The sequence below is a fragment of the Rhodopseudomonas sp. genome (genome assembly GCF_036404135.1).
GTDB lineage: Bacteria > Pseudomonadota > Alphaproteobacteria > Rhizobiales > Xanthobacteraceae > Rhodopseudomonas_A.
On sequence record NZ_DASWPE010000027.1, the window covers coordinates 1 to 16,272 of the forward strand.

18 protein-coding genes are annotated in these 16,272 nt (G+C 66.3%); 10 read left to right on the plus strand and 8 right to left on the minus strand.

Going from position 1 to position 16,272, the window contains the following annotated elements; translation table 11 throughout:
* Positions 1-160 precede the first annotated feature (160 nt).
* Together VGC77_RS03315 and VGC77_RS03320 are read left to right on the plus strand one after the other, a co-directional pair.
* Positions 161-538, plus strand: coding sequence for a TIGR02301 family protein (locus VGC77_RS03315; RefSeq protein ID WP_331170143.1), 378 nt, complete (start codon positions 161-163; stop codon positions 536-538).
* Positions 539-874: 336 nt separating this feature from the next.
* Entirely contained in the window at positions 875-1,141 is a 267-nt protein-coding gene (locus VGC77_RS03320) for a hypothetical protein (RefSeq protein WP_331170144.1), read from the plus strand.
* Between the two features lie 228 nt (positions 1,142-1,369).
* On the opposite strand, the gene VGC77_RS03325 is transcribed toward VGC77_RS03320, so the two are convergent.
* Positions 1,370-2,704, minus strand: a complete 1,335-nt coding sequence (locus VGC77_RS03325) for a dihydroorotase (RefSeq protein ID WP_331170145.1) — start codon at positions 2,702-2,704, stop codon at positions 1,370-1,372.
* 134 nt (positions 2,705-2,838) lie between these two features.
* On the opposite strand from VGC77_RS03325, the gene VGC77_RS03330 reads away from it, so the two are divergent.
* Together VGC77_RS03330 and VGC77_RS03335 are read left to right on the plus strand one after the other, a co-directional pair.
* Positions 2,839-3,720: a folate-binding protein gene (locus VGC77_RS03330; protein WP_331170146.1), complete on the plus strand. Its 882-nt coding sequence runs from the start codon at positions 2,839-2,841 to the stop codon at positions 3,718-3,720.
* Positions 3,721-3,722: 2 nt separating this feature from the next.
* The gene (locus tag VGC77_RS03335) at positions 3,723-4,352 is read left to right on the plus strand and encodes a DNA-3-methyladenine glycosylase I (RefSeq protein WP_331170159.1); all 630 of its coding nucleotides are present in this window, start codon (positions 3,723-3,725) and stop codon (positions 4,350-4,352) included.
* On the opposite strand, the gene VGC77_RS03340 is transcribed toward VGC77_RS03335, so the two are convergent.
* Positions 4,349-4,561, minus strand: coding sequence for a hypothetical protein (locus VGC77_RS03340; protein WP_331170147.1), 213 nt, complete (start codon positions 4,559-4,561; stop codon positions 4,349-4,351). The two genes, VGC77_RS03335 and VGC77_RS03340, sit on opposite strands and share 4 nt — an antisense overlap.
* A gap of 168 nt (positions 4,562-4,729) precedes the next feature.
* Between VGC77_RS03340 and VGC77_RS03345 the strand changes: the two genes are divergently transcribed.
* From VGC77_RS03345 to VGC77_RS03355, 3 genes are all read left to right on the plus strand, one after another.
* A complete protein-coding gene (locus tag VGC77_RS03345) occupies positions 4,730-5,347 on the plus strand; it encodes an HD family hydrolase (protein ID WP_331170160.1) in 618 nt (205 codons plus the stop codon).
* Positions 5,348-5,415: 68 nt separating this feature from the next.
* Positions 5,416-5,922: a protein tyrosine phosphatase gene (locus VGC77_RS03350; RefSeq protein ID WP_331170148.1), complete on the plus strand. Its 507-nt coding sequence runs from the start codon at positions 5,416-5,418 to the stop codon at positions 5,920-5,922.
* Positions 5,919-6,920, plus strand: coding sequence for an NUDIX hydrolase (locus VGC77_RS03355; protein ID WP_331170149.1), 1,002 nt, complete (start codon positions 5,919-5,921; stop codon positions 6,918-6,920). Before VGC77_RS03350 ends, VGC77_RS03355 begins: the two co-directional genes overlap by 4 nt.
* A 118-nt stretch (positions 6,921-7,038) precedes the next feature.
* Here the strand turns inward: VGC77_RS03355 and VGC77_RS03360 are convergent, their stop codons facing one another.
* From VGC77_RS03360 to VGC77_RS03375, 4 genes are all read right to left on the minus strand, one after another.
* Positions 7,039-7,236, minus strand: a complete 198-nt coding sequence (locus VGC77_RS03360) for a hypothetical protein (RefSeq protein WP_331170150.1) — start codon at positions 7,234-7,236, stop codon at positions 7,039-7,041.
* A complete protein-coding gene (locus VGC77_RS03365) occupies positions 7,233-7,463 on the minus strand; it encodes a hypothetical protein (RefSeq protein ID WP_331170151.1) in 231 nt (76 codons plus the stop codon). The genes VGC77_RS03360 and VGC77_RS03365 overlap by 4 nt, the downstream gene beginning before the upstream one ends.
* A gap of 95 nt (positions 7,464-7,558) precedes the next feature.
* A complete protein-coding gene (locus tag VGC77_RS03370) occupies positions 7,559-8,158 on the minus strand; it encodes a hypothetical protein (protein WP_331170152.1) in 600 nt (199 codons plus the stop codon).
* A 116-nt stretch (positions 8,159-8,274) separates the two neighbouring features.
* Entirely contained in the window at positions 8,275-9,261 is a 987-nt protein-coding gene (locus tag VGC77_RS03375; RefSeq protein WP_331170153.1) for an MDR family oxidoreductase, read from the minus strand.
* A gap of 349 nt (positions 9,262-9,610) precedes the next feature.
* Between VGC77_RS03375 and nadA the strand changes: the two genes are divergently transcribed.
* The 3 genes from nadA (at position 9,611) to nadC (ending at position 13,350) form a co-directional block, all read left to right on the plus strand.
* Positions 9,611-10,723, plus strand: a complete 1,113-nt coding sequence (nadA, locus tag VGC77_RS03380; protein WP_331170154.1) for a quinolinate synthase NadA — start codon at positions 9,611-9,613, stop codon at positions 10,721-10,723.
* A gap of 126 nt (positions 10,724-10,849) precedes the next feature.
* Positions 10,850-12,454, plus strand: a complete 1,605-nt coding sequence (locus VGC77_RS03385; protein WP_331170155.1) for an L-aspartate oxidase — start codon at positions 10,850-10,852, stop codon at positions 12,452-12,454.
* 17 nt (positions 12,455-12,471) lie between these two features.
* Positions 12,472-13,350 carry a carboxylating nicotinate-nucleotide diphosphorylase gene (nadC, locus tag VGC77_RS03390; protein WP_331170156.1) on the plus strand — a complete coding sequence of 293 codons (879 nt, stop codon included), beginning with the start codon at positions 12,472-12,474 and terminating at the stop codon, positions 13,348-13,350.
* A gap of 243 nt (positions 13,351-13,593) precedes the next feature.
* On the opposite strand, the gene VGC77_RS03395 is transcribed toward nadC, so the two are convergent.
* Together VGC77_RS03395 and VGC77_RS03400 are read right to left on the minus strand one after the other, a co-directional pair.
* Positions 13,594-15,021, minus strand: coding sequence for a cell wall hydrolase (locus VGC77_RS03395; protein ID WP_331170157.1), 1,428 nt, complete (start codon positions 15,019-15,021; stop codon positions 13,594-13,596).
* 331 nt (positions 15,022-15,352) lie between these two features.
* Positions 15,353-16,272, minus strand: a 920-nt coding sequence (locus VGC77_RS03400) for a putative PEP-binding protein (protein WP_331170158.1), incomplete at its 5' end; no start/stop codon positions are given.

Sequence of the window (16,272 nt, forward strand, 5' to 3'; positions counted from 1 at the left end):
TCGCCTGGCTGCCGCCGGACGCGCTGGGGCCGCGGCAATTGACGCCCGGCCTGCAGGAGATCATCGATGCGGCGCGCGTGCTGGCGGAAGCCTGACCGCGGCGCGCGCCTTGCTTCGACCGCGCCGAAAAGGCATATCAGCCCGGTTCCTGGACCAATCCATGCCCCATCGCTTGCTTGCCGCCCTGCTGATCGCAGCAACCCTCGGCCTCGGCTCCGCCCGGGCGCAGGACGCGGCTGCGCCGTTCGATGGCGATCTGGCGCGGCTGTCCGAGATTCTCGGCACGCTGCATTACCTGCGTGGCATCTGCGGCAACAACGAAGGCGCCAAATGGCGCAACGAGATGCAGGCGCTGGTCGATGCCGAGACGCCGTCCGGCGAACGCCGCGCCCGGATGATCAGCAGCTTCAACCGCGGCTATAACGGCTTCCAGCAGACCTACCGGACCTGCACGCCGGCGGCCGACATCGCGATTCGCCGCTACCTCGAGGAAGGCTCGAAAATCTCCCGCGACCTCACCGCGCGCTACGCGAATTAGCCGTTACCCCATCACCACGTCATTCCGGCGCGCGAGAGCGAAGCTCGAGCGAACCCGGAATCTTGCAACACGTGCCCGCATTCCTCGCGGCGAGATTGCGGGTTCGCTCGGCCTGCGGCCTCGCGCCCCGGAATGACCGCGCGGTGGAACAATGCCATTGAAAGCGGTGCCGCTCGCGTCACAGCATGCGCAGCGCCCAGTTCCCGTTGGCCGGCAACCGGCGCCGCGCCGTTAACCTTTCCTAAAGAACTGCCCTGTCGCTGGTTAATTCGCATGCTAATGCTCAGTCATTCGCAGCGGTCCGTTGTGGGTCGCGCACCTAGCCTGTTGAGTTTCATGAGCCAACAATCGTCATTTTCCTCCGCCCGCGACCCGCTGCCCGATCACGAACAAAAGCAGGCCGCCCTCAGTTATTTGAACGAAGCCTGGGCCGAAGCCCGGCATGACGGCGTCGACGGCGATTGTCTGGCGCAGGCCAGCCTGTTCGCGGCCTTCGCCGAACTGGTCGGCACCTATGGCGAGGATGCCGTGGCGAAGTTCGTCGAGGGCCTGCCCGGCCGGGTCCGCAACGGCGAATTCTCGCTGGCGCTGGCGCGGCAGTAATCAGCGCACCGCTTCCGCTCATTCAAAATCGATATTGCGTTGGCTGCCCCGTCATCTGGATGTGCTTTCCGCGCAGCGCGCATGCGCTGCAGGGAAGCCTCGAAGGATGACGTGATGCGATGGCGAGCGGGCCGCGTGCCCGCGGCTGATCCTTCGAGGCCCGAGCTGCGCTCGGGCGCCTCAGGATGACGCCGAGGGCGTGGGGCGACGTGAGCCAACCGCGGGGCGTTAGGCCCCGAGCGTTTCCAGAAACCGCACCGCCTCGCCGGTCGCCGGCGTCAGCAAGTCGCCCTGCCACATCACCCGGGCGCCGCGCACCACGGTGCCGACCGGCCAACCTTTGACCTTCATCCCATCATAGGGCGTCCAGCCCGCCCGCGACGCCGTCCAGGCATTGGTAATGGTCTCGCTGCGCTTGAGATCGACCACGGTGAAATCGGCGTCGTAGCCCGCGGCTATGCGGCCCTTGCAGGCGATGTTGAACAGCCGCGCCGGACCGGCGCTGGTAAGATCGACCAAGCGCGCCAGCGACAGCCGTCCCGCGTTGACATGATCCAGCATCAGCGGCACCAGCGTCTGCACCCCGGTCATGCCGGACGGCGACGCCGGATAGGTCTTGGCTTTTTCTTCCAGTGTATGCGGCGCGTGGTCGGAGCCGAGCACGTCGACGACGCCTTGCGTCACGCCGTGCCAGATGCCGTCGCGATGGCTGGCGTCGCGTACCGGCGGATTCATCTGCGCCAGCGTGCCGAGCCGCTCGTAGCAGTCCGGTGCTGCAAGCGTCAGGTGATGCGGCGTCACTTCCACCGAGGCGACATCCTTATGCTCGCGCAGAAATTCCATCTCCTCTTTGGTCGAGACGTGCAGCACGTGGATGCGCTTGCCGGTCTCGCGCGCCAGCGCCACCAGGCGTTGCGTCGCGGTCAGGGCCGCGATCTCGTCGCGCCACACCGGATGCGAGCGCGGATCGCCCTCAATGCGCAGGCTCTTGCGATCGTTGAGACGATATTCGTCCTCGGCGTGGAACGCAGCGCGGCGCTGGATCACTTGTAGAATCTTGCGCAAACTGTCGTCGTCCTCGACCAACAGGCTGCCGGTCGAGGAGCCGATGAACACCTTGACCCCGGCGCAGCCGCGCGTCCGTTCCAGCTCCGGCAAGTCAGCGACGTTGTCGCGGGTGCCGCCGATGTAGAATGCGAAATCGCAATGCATGCGATGCTCGGCGCGCTTGATCTTGTCTGCGAAGGCCTCGGCGGTGACGGTCAACGGATTGGTGTTGGGCATTTCGAACACCGCGGTGACGCCGCCCATCACCGCGCTCAATGAGCCCGATTCCAGATCCTCCTTATGCGTCAATCCCGGCTCGCGGAAATGCACCTGGGTATCGATCACGCCCGGCAGCAGGTGCAGGCGGCGACAGTCGATCTCCTCGCCGGCCGAGGCCCGGCTAAGATCGCCGAGTGCGGCGATCTTGCCGGCCAGGATGCCGACGTCGCCTATGCCCTCGCCGTCCTGGTTGACGATGGTGCCGGATTTCAGAATCGTGTCGAAACGTTGGGTCATGGGTCCTCGATCGCCCGTTTGGCAGGCAGCGCCGCTGATCATGCGGGCTTGTTGCAGCCACCTTAGCGACTTAACTTGAAATGGACTATCCGGCCTGGGCCTTGCCCCGCGGCCAATCGAGCGAAAGAGCGGACATGAAGGCAGCGTTTCTCGCCAATCGCGGCGTGGTGAAGATCAGCGGCGACGATGCCCGGCACTTTCTCAACGGCCTCGTCACCACCGACATGACCAAGCTCGCGCCCGGCCAGGGCCGGTTCGGCGCGCTGCTGACGCCGCAGGGCAAGATCGTCGCGGATTTCTTCATCACCGAATTGCCCGCGGCCGACGACGGCGGCTTCCTGCTCGACTGCCCGCGCGAGATCGCGCAGCCCTTCGCCGACAAGCTGAAATTCTACAAGCTGCGCGCCAAGGTGCTGGTGGAAAATCTCTCCGACCGGCTCGGCGTGCTGGCCGCCTGGGACGGCGAGCTTTCGGCGGTGCCGGAGGCGAGCTTCGCCGATCCGCGCGAGCCGCGACTCGGCTGGCGCTGCCTCGTGCCGGTAGAATTGGCCAACAAGACCGCGGCCGCGATCGGCGCCGAGCTCGTCGATGCCGCGCTGTACGAAGCGCATCGGATCGGTTGCGGCGCGCCGGCCGGCGGCGTCGATTTCCGTTATGGCGACGCGTTTCCGCACGAGGCCAATATGGACCGGCTGCACGGCGTGGATTTCGACAAGGGCTGCTATGTCGGCCAGGAGGTGGTGTCGCGGATGCAGCATCGCGGCACCGCGCGCACCCGCACCGTGCGGCTGGCGTTCGACGGCGCGCGGCCGCAGCCGGGCAGCGAGCTGCTCGCCGCCGACAAGCTAGTCGGGCAGATCGGCTCAACGGCCGACGGCGTCGGTCTGGCGTTGGTGCGGATCGATCGGCTGGCCGAGGCGGTCGAGGCGTCGTTGCCCTTGAGCGCCGACGGCGTCGCCATGCAGTTGCGCGATCCGGTCGAGTTGCCGAAGGCGCCGACCCGAAGCCTGGCTTGAGTATGACCCGCGCGGTGCGGCATTCCGACGGGCTGACGCGATGCCCGTGGCCGGGCGACGATCCGCTGTATCTTGCCTATCACGACACCGAATGGGGCGTGCCGGAATATGACGACCGCGCGCTGTTCGAAAAGCTGATCCTCGACGGCTTCCAGGCCGGGCTGTCGTGGATCACCATCCTGCGCAAGCGCGACAATTTCCGCAAAGCGTTCGACGATTTCCAGCCGGAGAAAATCGCGCGCTACGACGCCAAGAAAATCCATGCGCTGATGAACGACGCCGGCATCGTGCGCAATCGCGCCAAGATCGAAGGCACCATCAACAGCGCGAAATCCTATCTCGAGATCATGGAGAACGGCCCCGGCTTCTCGAAGCTGTTGTGGGACTTCGTCGACGGCCAGCCGAAGGTCAACCATTTCAAATCGACCGCCAGCGTGCCGGCGGCGACGCCGCTATCAACCGCGATGTCGAAGGAATTGCTGTCGCGCGGCTTCAAATTCGTCGGCCCGACCATCGTCTACGCCTTCATGCAGGCGACCGGCCTGGTCAACGACCATCTGGTGAGCTGTTTCTGTCATGAGCGTTGCGGCGCGATGCAACGGCCGGCGAAACCGGCGCGGAACAGCAGCTAATCGCCGCTGCAATCGCCCCCGCCGTCGCCGCCGTCCTGGCAGTCGTCGGCGCCGGTGAAGCCGAGATAGCCGCTGCCGGTCTCGCCGCGGCTATGCATCACCACCCAGACGAACGCCGCCAAGGCGGTGAGCCCCAGGATGAGAAGCGGGGCGTTCTGGCCGATCCAGCGGATCGTCGGGGCCGACGGATCGGGCAATAGCGTGAACATGGCAGCAGCCTAAAACGCTGGCTCTAACGAAAACTTACGCCGATCGCAGACTCTGCGGCTTTCGCCGAGCTTCGCGCGCGCCCGGACGGCGTCGCTTCGCTCTGGCCGTGACCGGCTTCGCGCCGGCTGATATTCACAGGTGAATCGAATGGACGCGAAGTGAACGCCATGACCGCCCGCAAGGCAAAATCCCCCGACGTCTCGACCCGGGTCTGGCAGCGCATGCTGTCGGGCCGCAGGCTCGATCTGCTCGACCCCTCGCCGCTCGATATCGAGATCGCCGACATCGCCCATGGGCTAGCGCGAGTGGCGCGCTGGAACGGGCAGACCCACGGCAGCCATATCTTCTCGGTGGCGCAGCATACGCTGCTGGTCGAGGCGGTGATGCGGGCGCACGCGCCGCGGATCGACCGCCGGCTACGGCTCGCGGCGCTGTTGCACGACGCGCCGGAATATGTCGTCGGCGACATGATCTCGCCGTTCAAGGCGGTGATCGGCGGCTCCTACAAGGCGGTGGAGCATCGTCTGCTCGCCGCGATCCACATCCGCTTCGGGCTGCCGGCCAAACTCGACGACGCGCTGGAACGCCAGATCAAGGCCGCCGACATCGGCGCCGCCTATCTGGAGGCGACCACGCTGGCCGGCTTCACCAAGGCCGAAGCCAGGCGTTTGTTCGGCAGCGACCCCGGGCTGTCGGAGCCGATCCGGCTGGACTATCTGACGCCGTGGTCGGCCGGCAAGGCGGCGAAACGGTTCCTCGCCCGCTTCGAGACGTTGCAGGACTGATCCGCCCCGCGAACGCGCTTTCCCCGTTGCGGGTGCGGACCTATAATCACCGCAACCCAAGGACCGCGATGATTCACGTCTGCTCGCTCGCTGCATTGCATCCGACCGTCGAAGCGACGGGGGCCAGCCATGTCCTCACGGTGATGGCCAATGTCGGCCAGGTCCAGCGGCCGCGCTCGGTGAGCGAGGTCAATCATCTGCGCATTGCGATGGACGACATCACCGAGCAACAGGACGGCTTCACCGCGCCGTCGCTGGCGCATATCGAACGGGTGCTGGATTTTGTCCGCGGCTGGGACCGCGCAGCGCCGCTGGTGGTGCATTGCTACGCCGGGATCAGCCGCTCCACCGCGAGCGCCTTTGCCGCCGCCTGCGCGCTCAATCCGCATCGCGCCGAGGCCTCGATCGCGCAACAAATCCGCAAGGCCTCGCCGAGCGCCTCGCCGAACCGGCTGATCGTGGCTTTGGCCGACCGGGCGCTGCGCCGCGACGGCCGGATGCTGCGCGCGCTCGACGCCATCGGCCCGGGCAGCCTGGTGGTCGAGGGCCGGCCGTTCCGCGTCGACCTCGAATGAACGCCGAAGACCGCAGCAAGACCGGCGACAAGCTTCCGACGCCGATCGAGATCGGGCTGACCGCCGCCATCGTCGCGATCGAGGACAACGAGCCGATGATCCTGACGGCGTCGGGCGGCGACGACGAAAATCTCGCCGGGCTGCCCTACGGTCCGTTCGAGGCGGTGACCCACCGCACCTTCGAGATCGGGCTGCGCGCCTGGGTGGAAGAACAGGCCGGACTGCGGCTCGGCTATGTCGAGCAGCTCTACACCTTCGGCGATCGCGGCCGCCACGCGCGGATCGGCGACACCGACGTCCATGTCGCCTCGATCGGCTATCTAGCGCTGACCCGCGCCGCCGACAACGTATCGCGGGCGCCGGGCGCCACGTTCGAGCCGTGGTACCGCTATTTTCCCTGGGAGGACTGGCGCGCCGCGCAGCCCGACATCATCGCCCGCGCCATCATCCCCGAACTCACCGCCTGGGCGGCGCAGGCCGAAACCCCGGACACCGCCCGCGCGCTGGGCCGCAAGGACCGGGTGCGGCTGTTCTTCGGCGTCGACGGCGCGCAGTGGGACGAGGAGCGCGTGCTCGACCGCTACGAGCTGTTGTACGAAGCCGGACTGATCGAGGAGGCACGACGCGACGGCCGCCCGGCGGCGCTGGCCCGCGCCAGCATCCCGTTGCTGGGGATTGCGATGCGGTTCGATCACCGCCGGATTCTCGCCACCGCGATCGCCCGGCTGCGCGCCAAATTGAAATATCGCCCGGTGGTGTTCGAATTGCTGCCGCCGGACTTCACGCTGACCGAACTGCAACGCACCGTGGAGGCGATCTCCGGCCGGCATCTGCACAAGCAGAATTTTCGCCGGCTGGTCGAGGCCGGGGCGCTGGTCGAGCCGACCGGCGAAATGTCCACCCACACCGGCGGCCGGCCGGCGGCGCTGTTTCGCTTCCGCCGCGAGGTGCTGCAGGAACGCCCGGCGCCCGGACTGCGGGTGCGCGGCCGGCGCTGAGTTGAATGTTTCTGTGAGCACGCCGATGCGGGCCAGATTCAAATCGCGCAGCAGCGGAGAAAACTAAAATCCCGTCCCTACAGGCACTTTATAATGAAACGTCGGGGCGTGGCCCACTCTATTTGAGAAAGTAGTCTGTTTGCCGAACGCGGTAGGCCACTTTAGTCAGTTGATATGGCGCAGCATCGACATCGCTGAGTGCCTGCGCTTCTTCGCGTTTCGATTTTTCAATCGCGCTGCGTTCCAACAAAGTCACGATAGCTACGGCTACCAAAACAACCAGCGGAGCAGCTATGGCCACAACCTGAAGGGTCATTCTTCATATCCTGACAGCACCAGCCTCCCAAGCAAATGGAAGGCAATGCCGCTGAGTAGCGAAGTTGCAATCACAATAACGATCACGTCCCTCGTTGCAGATGATTGTATCCCCAACAACAAGGCCACGGTAGGGGTAAAGCTACCTACGGAAAGAATTAACGCTCCCAACGTGTTGAGCCAGCTCGCGATATGCTTCCTGAGTTCGTTGCGGCGGGTTACGCCCATCGATCGATTCCCTGCTCAAAATTTCGCAGAGAATAAACCGTGATCTGCAAACCCGGCGTTAACCGTGGTGTGGACGTCGCAACTCTGCCCGCGAACTACTCGGTCGAGCGGCGCAGATCGGAGGCGCCTTCGGACGGCGCGGGCGCGGCTTTCACCGGCTCGATCTTGGCGGATTCGACGTGCGGGGTTTCCACCCGCTGTGTCACCTCGACCCGCGACGCATCGGCGGAGCGCGTTGCCGTGGTCGATCCGGTGACCCGCGGGCCGTGCGAACGCGGCATCGTCGCCCGCGCCATCAGCATCTGGCTGGCGCCCTGATGGCGGAAATCGCAATAGGCGAAGCCCATGCCGGACACCGCGCCGCGAAAGCTGCGGTCGTCCATCTTGGTGAGGTTGAAACAGGGCTCGAACGGAATGCCCTTGATCGAGGCGCAGATCGATTGGCCGCGGACCTGCAGCGTATTGCCCGGCAGCCGCATGTTGCGGCTCGGACCGGAGCCGGAGAATTGCACCGCGCCTGCCGCGCCGCCATCGTCGAACACCCGTCCGGCGCCGCGCGTGCCGTCGAAGCATGTGAAGGCGAACACCTTGCCCGCGACGAATTTGCGGGCCTCGTCGGCACTCATCGAGCCGGCCAAGGCCGGCGCCACCATCGCGCCAGCCGCGAGGGCCCCCACCACAAAACGCACGAACATCCCCTGAACTCCGACTGACTGGGCGCGGCAACCGCCAATGGTTAGGTCTTTAACTCGGCACTCACCATATCACCGTGGCAACATTGGAGCAGGTTGGTTGGTAAAGTCTGAACGAGTCAGCAAATTTTTACCACGATTCGACCGCGCACCTCGCCGGCGAGCACCCGGGCGCCCGCGGCGATGACCTCGTCCAGATTTATTTCATGAGTGATTTCAGTGAGTTTGGCCTTGTCGAGATCGCTCGCCAGACGCAGCCAGGCGAGCTGGCGCAATTCGATCGGGCACATCACCGAATCGATGCCGAGAAGACACACGCCGCGTAAAATGAACGGCGCCACCGAGGTCGGAAGGTCCATGCCGGCGGCGAGACCGCAGGCCGCGACCGCGCCGCGGTACTTGGTCATCGACAGCACATTGGCCAGCGTGGTGGAGCCGACGCTGTCGATGCCGCCGGCCCAGCGCTCCTTGGCAAGCGGCTTGGGCGTCCCGTTCAATTCGCTGCGCTCGATCACCTCGGAGGCGCCGAGCTCGCGCAGATACGGCACTTCGGCGATCCGCCCGGTCGAGGCGATGACGTGGTAGCCGAGCTTTGACAGCACCGCGATGGCCACCGAGCCGACGCCGCCGGCGGCGCCGGTCACCACGACCGGCCCCGCAGCCGGGGTCAGGCCATGGTTTTCCAGCGCCAGCACGCTGAGCATCGCGGTGTAACCGGCGGTGCCGATCGCCATCGCGTCACGGGTCGACAGCCCATCCGGCAGCCGCACCAGCCAGTCGCCCTTGACCCGGGCCTTCTCCGCATAGGCGCCGAGATGGGTCTCGCCCATGCCCCAGCCGTTGCAGATCACCTTGTCGCCGACCTGCCAGTCCGGATTCTCCGACTTCAGCACGGTGCCGGCGAGATCGACCCCGGCGATCATCGGAAACCGCCGCACCACCGGCGCCTTGCCGGTGACCGCGAGGCCGTCCTTGTAGTTCACCGTCGACCATTCGACGCCAACGGTAACGTCGCCCTCCATCAGTTCGGCTTCGTCGAACTGGGTCAGCGCCGCCACGGTGCCTTTTTCCGCCTTGTCGATCCTGATCGCCTTGAACGTTCCCACGCTGTGCTCCCTGACGCGCTGCCTTGAATGCGCGGAAACCTAAAGCGTTGGCAGCAAATTCCCAACCGCGTTTCTGGGGTGGCGGACGATCCCGCCATGCAGCAATGCAAATCGTGACGTCAGGTGTGACGATTTAACCGTTCCCGGCTCTGGCGGAACAGATTGTGACATGCTATATTTGATTTGCTCCTAATGAGGATAACATCCTCTGAGCTCTGAGTGACCGCGGCGCTGCGCGAAAGTTCAGATCGATGTGCAGCGGTTTTTGAATGCCGGCCCGACGTGGCCGGATTTCTCAAAACCAGAATATGCTCATGTTGAGCATATAAAGGCCGAGACGGAGAGTACCATGGCGCTTGCTGGAATTTACGGCCCGGACAATTTCGGCCACCCGCAGCACGGCCGGCCGGAGTCGCGGCCGCGCGCGCCGCTCAGCGCCTTGGAGCGCAGCCGCGCGCTGCCGATGCCGTCACTGGAATGGACGCCCGAAGTCGAGCGCGCCACCGCGCATCTCTACGAACGGGTCAAGAAGGTGATCGCGCCGATCGAATGGCCGTTCATGGCGCCCTACATCAAGGCGATCAACGAGGCCAAGCGCGAGCGCAACGCCGTGATCCTGGCGCACAACTATCAGACCCCCGAGATCTTCCATTGCGTCTCCGACATCGTCGGCGACTCGCTGCAGCTCGCGATCGAGGCCACCAAGGTGAAGGCCGACGTCATCGTGCAATGCGGCGTGCATTTCATGGCCGAGACCTCGAAGATCCTCAGCCCGAGCAAGACCGTGCTGATCCCGGACTCCCGCGCCGGCTGCTCGCTGGCCTCCAGCATCACCGGCGCCGACGTCCGGCTGTTGCGCGAGCGCTTCCCCGGCGTGCCGGTGGTGGCCTATGTCAACACTTCGGCCGAGGTGAAGGCCGAGGTCGACATCTGCTGCACCTCGTCGAACGCGGTGAACGTGGTGGAGAGCCTCAACGCCGACACCGTGATCATGCTGCCCGACCAGTATCTGGCGCGCTACGTCGCCTCGCAGACCAAGGTCAAGATCATCGCCTGGAAGGGCGCCTGCGAGGTGCACGAGCGCTTCACCGGCGACGAATTGCGCGGCTATCGCGAGGCCGATCCCTCGATCAGCATCATCGCGCATCCGGAATGCCCGCCCGACGTGATCGCCGAAGCCGACTTCACCGGCTCGACCGCGCACATGGTCAACTGGGTGCGCCAGCACAAGCCGGCGCGCGTGGTGCTGGTCACCGAATGCTCGATGGCCGACAACGTGCAGGCCGAATTGCCGGATCTGGAGATCGTGCGGCCGTGCAACCTGTGCCCGCACATGAAGCGGATCACGCTGCCGAAGATCCTCGACAGCCTGATCTATCTGCGTGAGGAGGTCACCGTCGACCCCTCGATCATCGACCGCGCCCGCCGCTCGGTGGAGCGGATGATCAACCTGAAGAACTAAGCCGCGAGCGGCGACGCAATCGGGACGTTGCGCCGCCGCCGACTTCGCTCTCCCGTCCCCGATCTATGCGCGCGGGCCAGGCCGGCGTGCCACCTGCGCCGCTGTGCGGCAGAGTTGGACCAAGCCATGAGTACCACGTCGGACCTCGATCTGACCCGCAACGGCACCGACGTGGTGATCGTCGGCGGCGGCCTTGCCGGGCTGTTCTGCGCGCTGAAGCTGGCGCCGCGGCCGGTCACCGTGATCACCGCCGCGCCGCTCGGCGAAGGCGCCTCGACGGCGTGGGCGCAGGGCGGCATCGCCGCGGCGGTGGCGGAAGGCGATAGCGCGGAATCCCACGCCGCCGACACCATCGCGGTCGGCGCCGGGCTGGTCGACAAGGGCGTGGCGCTGGCGCTGGCGCGCGAAGCCGGCCCGCGGATCCACGATCTCTTGGACTATGGCGTACCGTTCGACCGCGACCTCGAAGGCCGGCTCGCGGTGTCGCGCGAGGCGGCGCATTCGGCGCGCCGCATCGTCCATGTCCGCGGCGACATGGCCGGCCAGGCAATCATCACCGCGCTGATCGAGGCGGTGCGCGCCACCCCGTCGATCAAGGTGATCGAAGGCTATTTCGCCGAAGCGCTGTTGACCGACGGCGGCTCGGTGGTCGGGCTGCAATTGCGCAAAGCCGGTCTGGCGACCAGCCGGCCGATCAGCATGCCGGCCCGCGCCGTGGTGCTGGCGACCGGCGGCATCGGCCATCTCTATGCGGTGACCACCAACCCGACCGAAGCCAGCGGCCTCGGCCTTGCGATTGCGGCCCGCGCCGGCGCGCTGATCGCCGATCCGGAATTCGTGCAGTTTCATCCGACCGCGATCATGGTCGGCCGCGACCCGGCGCCGCTCGCCACCGAGGCGCTGCGCGGCGAAGGCGCCACGCTGATCAACGGCAATGGCGAGCGCTTCATGCTGGCGGCGCATCCCTTGGCCGAGCTGGCGCCGCGCGACATCGTCGCCCGCGGCGTGTTCGCCGAGATCGCGGCCGGCCGCGGCGCGTTTCTCGACGCCCGCACCGCGCTCGGCGCGCATTTCGCCACCGAGTTTCCCACCGTCTATGAGAGCTGCATCGCCGAGGGCGTCGATCCGGCGACCCAGCCGATCCCGATCGCGCCGGCGGCACACTACCACATGGGCGGCATCGCCGTGGACATGCACGGCCGCACGTCGCTGCGCGGGCTGTGGGCGGCCGGAGAAGTCTCCTGCACCGGCGCGCACGGCGCCAATCGCCTCGCCTCGAACTCGCTGCTCGAGGCGGTGGTTTATGCCGGGCGGATCGCCGAGGACATCGGCGGCCGCGAATTCGGCGCCGCCAGCGGACGGATCGACGAGCTACCGATGCCGCGCAACGCCGCCCTCGCCGCCGCGCAGGAAACCGAGCTGCGGCAAATGATGAGCAGCAATGTCGGAGTGATCCGCAACGCCGACGGCCTCGCCGCCGCGGTGCGCCGCTTCGCCGCGCTGGAGGCCGGCGCCACCAGCACCGCGATGCTCAACATGGCGACCACCGCGCTGTTGGTATCGACCGCGGCCTGGGCGCGGCTGGAAAGCCGCGGCGCGCATTATCGCTCGGACTATCCGGCGGAGAATCCGAAGCTCGCCGAGCGCACCATGACCACGCTGGCCGAGGCCCGCGACATCGCCGCCTCGCTTTCCGACACCGCGCGCCGGCCGCGCCCGGTGATCGCCTGACAGGACCTCGCTTGCAAATGATCACGCCTTCCGCGCTGCTGCACCCCGACGCCTTCCTGTCGCCATTCGCCATCGATGAGGCGGTGCGCCGCGCGCTGGAGGAGGATCTCGGCCGCGCCGGCGACATCACCTCGAACGCCACGATTCCGGCGGACGCCCACGCCCAGGCCGCGATGGTGGCGCGCCAGGCCGGCACCATCGCCGGACTGCCGCTGGCGGTCGCGGCATTCCGGGCGCTGTCGCCCGACATCTTCATCCAACCGCACGTCCGTGACGGCGATCCGGTGGCGAGCGGCCTTCCGGTGCTGACCATCTCCGGCCCGGCCCGCGCGGTGCTGGCCGGCGAGCGCACCGCGCTGAACTTTGTCGGCCGGCTTTCCGGCATCGCCTCGCTGACCGCCGATTATGTCCGCCACACCGCCGGCACCAAGCTGCGGATCTGCTGCACCCGCAAGACCACGCCGGGGCTGCGCGCGCTGGAGAAATACGCGGTGCGGTGCGGAGGCGGCTTCAACCACCGCTTCGGGCTGGATGACGCGATCCTGATCAAGGACAACCACATCGCGGTGGCCGGCGGGGTCCGCCCGGTGCTGGAGCGGGCGCGGGCGCGGATCGGCCATCTGGTCAAGGTCGAAATCGAGGTCGACACCCTCGATCAGTTGCGCGACGTACTCGCCACCGGGCTCGCCGACGTGGTGCTGCTCGACAACATGGACATCACCACGCTGAAAGAAGCGGTGCGGCTGGCGGATGGCCGCGTCGTGCTGGAAGCCTCCGGCGGCGTCACCCAGGACACCATCGCGGCGATCGCGGCGACCGGCGTCGACTACGTCTCCTCCGGCGCGCTGACCCATTCGGCGCCGAACTTCGACATCGCGCTGGATATCGACGCGTAGCGGCAAGCGCTCAGACATCTCAACGGGTCATTCCGGGGCGCGAGGCCGAAGGCCGAACGAGCCCGGAATCTTGCGACAGGTTCGGCGCTTACATCAGCTGCGAGATTCCGGGGTCGCTTGCAGTTTCGCTGCTCGCGCCCTGGTCGGCGCTTACATAAGTTGCAAGATTCCGGGGTCGCTTGCAGCTTCGCTGCTCGCGCCCCGGAATGACGCGTTGTTGGTCGCAGCATTGAATCAGAATCTTCACCGCCGCGCCGAGCTTTCCGAGATTTCCGCCGAGCTCTTCGCCGCTTCGGCGAGTTTCGCGGAGATCGCCGCGGTTTCCGCTGGAGTGCCCCAGCTCGGCGCGTCGCTGCCGTCGCCCCAGTTGCGCGGCCGATAGAAGGTGTGCACGCCGAATTTGTACATCTTCTTCATCTCGTGCACCCAGGACGGCCGCACCCAATAGGCGTGATAATGCGTCGACTTGCCGACTTCCGGCAGCCACAACTGGCCGTCGAGCGAGGCCTTGGCGATCTTTTTGGCGCGGTCCCACATGTCGGGTTCGCGCACCACATCGGCGACGTTGTCGCAGGCGAAGGTGAACTGGCAGGCCAGATGGCGATGCTTGTTCTGATACACCACGCCGCAGACATTGTTCGGATAGAAGCCGGAGAAGGCGCGGTTCAGCACCACCTGCGCCACCGCGATCTGGCCGCGCACCGCCTCGCCGCGGGCTTCGAAATAGATCGCGTCGGTGAGGCACTTCTCGTGCTTGGCGCGCAGCTTGTCGTCGAACAGGCCGAGCCGTTCGGCCGGCGTCTTGCCGTGCTGGTTGTCGGCGTTGACCTCGCCCTTGCTGGCGATGCTTTCGCCGGGCTTGAGTTGATCGTCGGGCGCGGCCGGCAACGCCGCGGAAACCTTCATGTCTGGATCGATGCCGGTCGGCACGATCATCGGCTCTTCGCCGGGCTGCCACTGTTCCATGCTCTCGCTGGGCGCGCCGAGCGACGAACTGCCGAAAAACAGACTGGTGGTCTTGAACGAAAACCCGTCATGCGCCGGCGCCGGGGCGACGGTGGGCTGGCCGATGCTGGCGTCGCCGAGCGGCTGCGCCGTCTCCACCGATAACGACGCATCGTATTGCGATAGCGGCGGCGCCTGCAGCGCTTCGGCCAGTTCCGGATCGAGCGGCGCGGCGTCGCCGGCCGGCGGTTGCGCGGCGGTCTTGGCGCCGGCGACGTTGGGCGCGGCGGAATCGTCCTGCGACGACGGCGGGTTTTCCGAAGGCGTTTCGGGCGACACGATGGCGAGACGATCGCCCTTCAAGGTGCGATCGACCTTGGGGAAATCAGCGGCCTCGTAACGGCCGGGCGATTGCGTTAGCGGATTGCGCGGCAGCGCGCCGCTGATGTCGCTCGCCGGATTGTCGAGATTGGCGAGCCGGATGTTGGCGCTCTGCGGCAGCGAGGTGCCGATCGGGCGGCCGAACGAGAAGGTGGCGAGCTGAATGGTGGCGGCGGAGGATGCGACCACGCGCTTCTGCCAGCGCTCGGCGACGCCAGGCTGCCGGGCCAGCAGCGAGGCGATATCCTGATAGCCGATCTCTGACGGGATCAATGCGAAGACGCAAAGACCAAGACCGAAGGACGCAAACTTGACGCCCTTCGGTCGGTTACGCATGACTGACATCGGTACGCTCACGCAACGCTTACACGTGATCGAAGGCACATTTACGTCGAATTCGATCTATCGCGTTGTTAGACAATTAAAGTTGCCGCCGGGTTAATCGACGATGCGCGACTGCCACAGGCAAGTACCAGGTGCAATCCGCCGGTCACTTCAAAAGCCTTGGTAAACCGCGACTTCAGCAAAGTGGTAAACATCGCGTCAACGCGGGCGACGCGACGCGGCTCTGCCATGCAGCGCGACTGAGCCGGCGTTGCTATGCACGCTTGATGGCGCAACGAGAAACGGCCGAGGTGTTCCCCGGCCGTTGCTGCGATGACGATGGTTGACGAAGTCAGGCCTGGCTCGCCACCGGCTTGCCGAGCGCGGCTTGCGCCGCGGCGAGCCGCGCGATCGGCACGCGATACGGCGAGCACGACACGTAATCGAGACCGATCTCGTGGCAGAACGCCACCGACGCCGGATCGCCGCCGTGTTCGCCGCAGATTCCGACCTTGAGATGCGGACGGGTCTTGCGGCCACGCTCGACGCCGATCCTGACCAACTCGCCGACGCCGACGCGATCGATGCTGATGAAGGGGTCGATCTCCAGAATGCCGCGCGCGATATAGGTGCCGAGGAAGCTCGCGGCGTCGTCACGGCTGATGCCGAAGGTGGTCTGGGTGAGGTCGTTGGTGCCGAACGAGAAGAATTCCGCGGTCTCGGCGATCTGCCCGGCCTTCAGACAGGCGCGCGGCAATTCGATCATGGTGCCGACCGCGTAATCGATCTTGCCGCCGGTCTCGCGGAACACCGAATGCGCGGTGGCGTCGATCCGCGCCTTGACCAGATCGAACTCCATCTTGGTGGCGATCAGCGGCACCATCACTTCGAGCCCGACCGCGACGCCGGTACGCTTGCGTGCCTCGACCGCGGCTTCGAAGATGGCGCGGGCCTGCATCTCGGCGATTTCCGGATAGGCGATCGCGATGCGAACGCCCCGGAAGCCCAGCATCGGGTTGAACTCATGCAGCTCCTGCGAGCGGCGGCGGAGCTTCTCGATGCGGCCGCCGCCCATCGCCTTGTCCACCTCGGCCATGTCGGCGTCGTTATGGGGCAGGAACTCGTGCAGCGGCGGGTCGAGCAGCCGGATCGTGACGGGCAGGCCCGACATGATCACGAAGAGCTTCTCGAAATCCTGGCGCTGCATGGGCAGGAGCTTGGCGAGCGCGGCACGCCGGCCGGCCTCGTCGTCGGCCAGGATCATCTCGCGCA

Coding starts and splice junctions, on each gene's coding strand:
- VGC77_RS03395 (WP_331170157.1), bottom strand. CDS start 15,021: ATGTCAGTCATGCGTAACCGACCGAAGGGCGTCAAGTTTGCGTCCTTC.
- VGC77_RS03340 (WP_331170147.1), bottom strand. CDS start 4,561: ATGTTCACGCTATTGCCCGATCCGTCGGCCCCGACGATCCGCTGGATC.
- VGC77_RS03330 (WP_331170146.1), top strand. CDS start 2,839: ATGAAGGCAGCGTTTCTCGCCAATCGCGGCGTGGTGAAGATCAGCGGC.
- VGC77_RS03325 (WP_331170145.1), bottom strand. CDS start 2,704: ATGACCCAACGTTTCGACACGATTCTGAAATCCGGCACCATCGTCAAC.
- VGC77_RS03370 (WP_331170152.1), bottom strand. CDS start 8,158: ATGTTCGTGCGTTTTGTGGTGGGGGCCCTCGCGGCTGGCGCGATGGTG.
- VGC77_RS03320 (WP_331170144.1), top strand. CDS start 875: ATGAGCCAACAATCGTCATTTTCCTCCGCCCGCGACCCGCTGCCCGAT.
- VGC77_RS03350 (WP_331170148.1), top strand. CDS start 5,416: ATGATTCACGTCTGCTCGCTCGCTGCATTGCATCCGACCGTCGAAGCG.
- VGC77_RS03365 (WP_331170151.1), bottom strand. CDS start 7,463: ATGGGCGTAACCCGCCGCAACGAACTCAGGAAGCATATCGCGAGCTGG.
- VGC77_RS03315 (WP_331170143.1), top strand. CDS start 161: ATGCCCCATCGCTTGCTTGCCGCCCTGCTGATCGCAGCAACCCTCGGC.
- nadA (WP_331170154.1), top strand. CDS start 9,611: ATGGCGCTTGCTGGAATTTACGGCCCGGACAATTTCGGCCACCCGCAG.
- VGC77_RS03335 (WP_331170159.1), top strand. CDS start 3,723: ATGACCCGCGCGGTGCGGCATTCCGACGGGCTGACGCGATGCCCGTGG.
- VGC77_RS03345 (WP_331170160.1), top strand. CDS start 4,730: ATGACCGCCCGCAAGGCAAAATCCCCCGACGTCTCGACCCGGGTCTGG.
- VGC77_RS03385 (WP_331170155.1), top strand. CDS start 10,850: ATGAGTACCACGTCGGACCTCGATCTGACCCGCAACGGCACCGACGTG.
- VGC77_RS03360 (WP_331170150.1), bottom strand. CDS start 7,236: ATGACCCTTCAGGTTGTGGCCATAGCTGCTCCGCTGGTTGTTTTGGTA.
- VGC77_RS03355 (WP_331170149.1), top strand. CDS start 5,919: ATGAACGCCGAAGACCGCAGCAAGACCGGCGACAAGCTTCCGACGCCG.
- nadC (WP_331170156.1), top strand. CDS start 12,472: ATGATCACGCCTTCCGCGCTGCTGCACCCCGACGCCTTCCTGTCGCCA.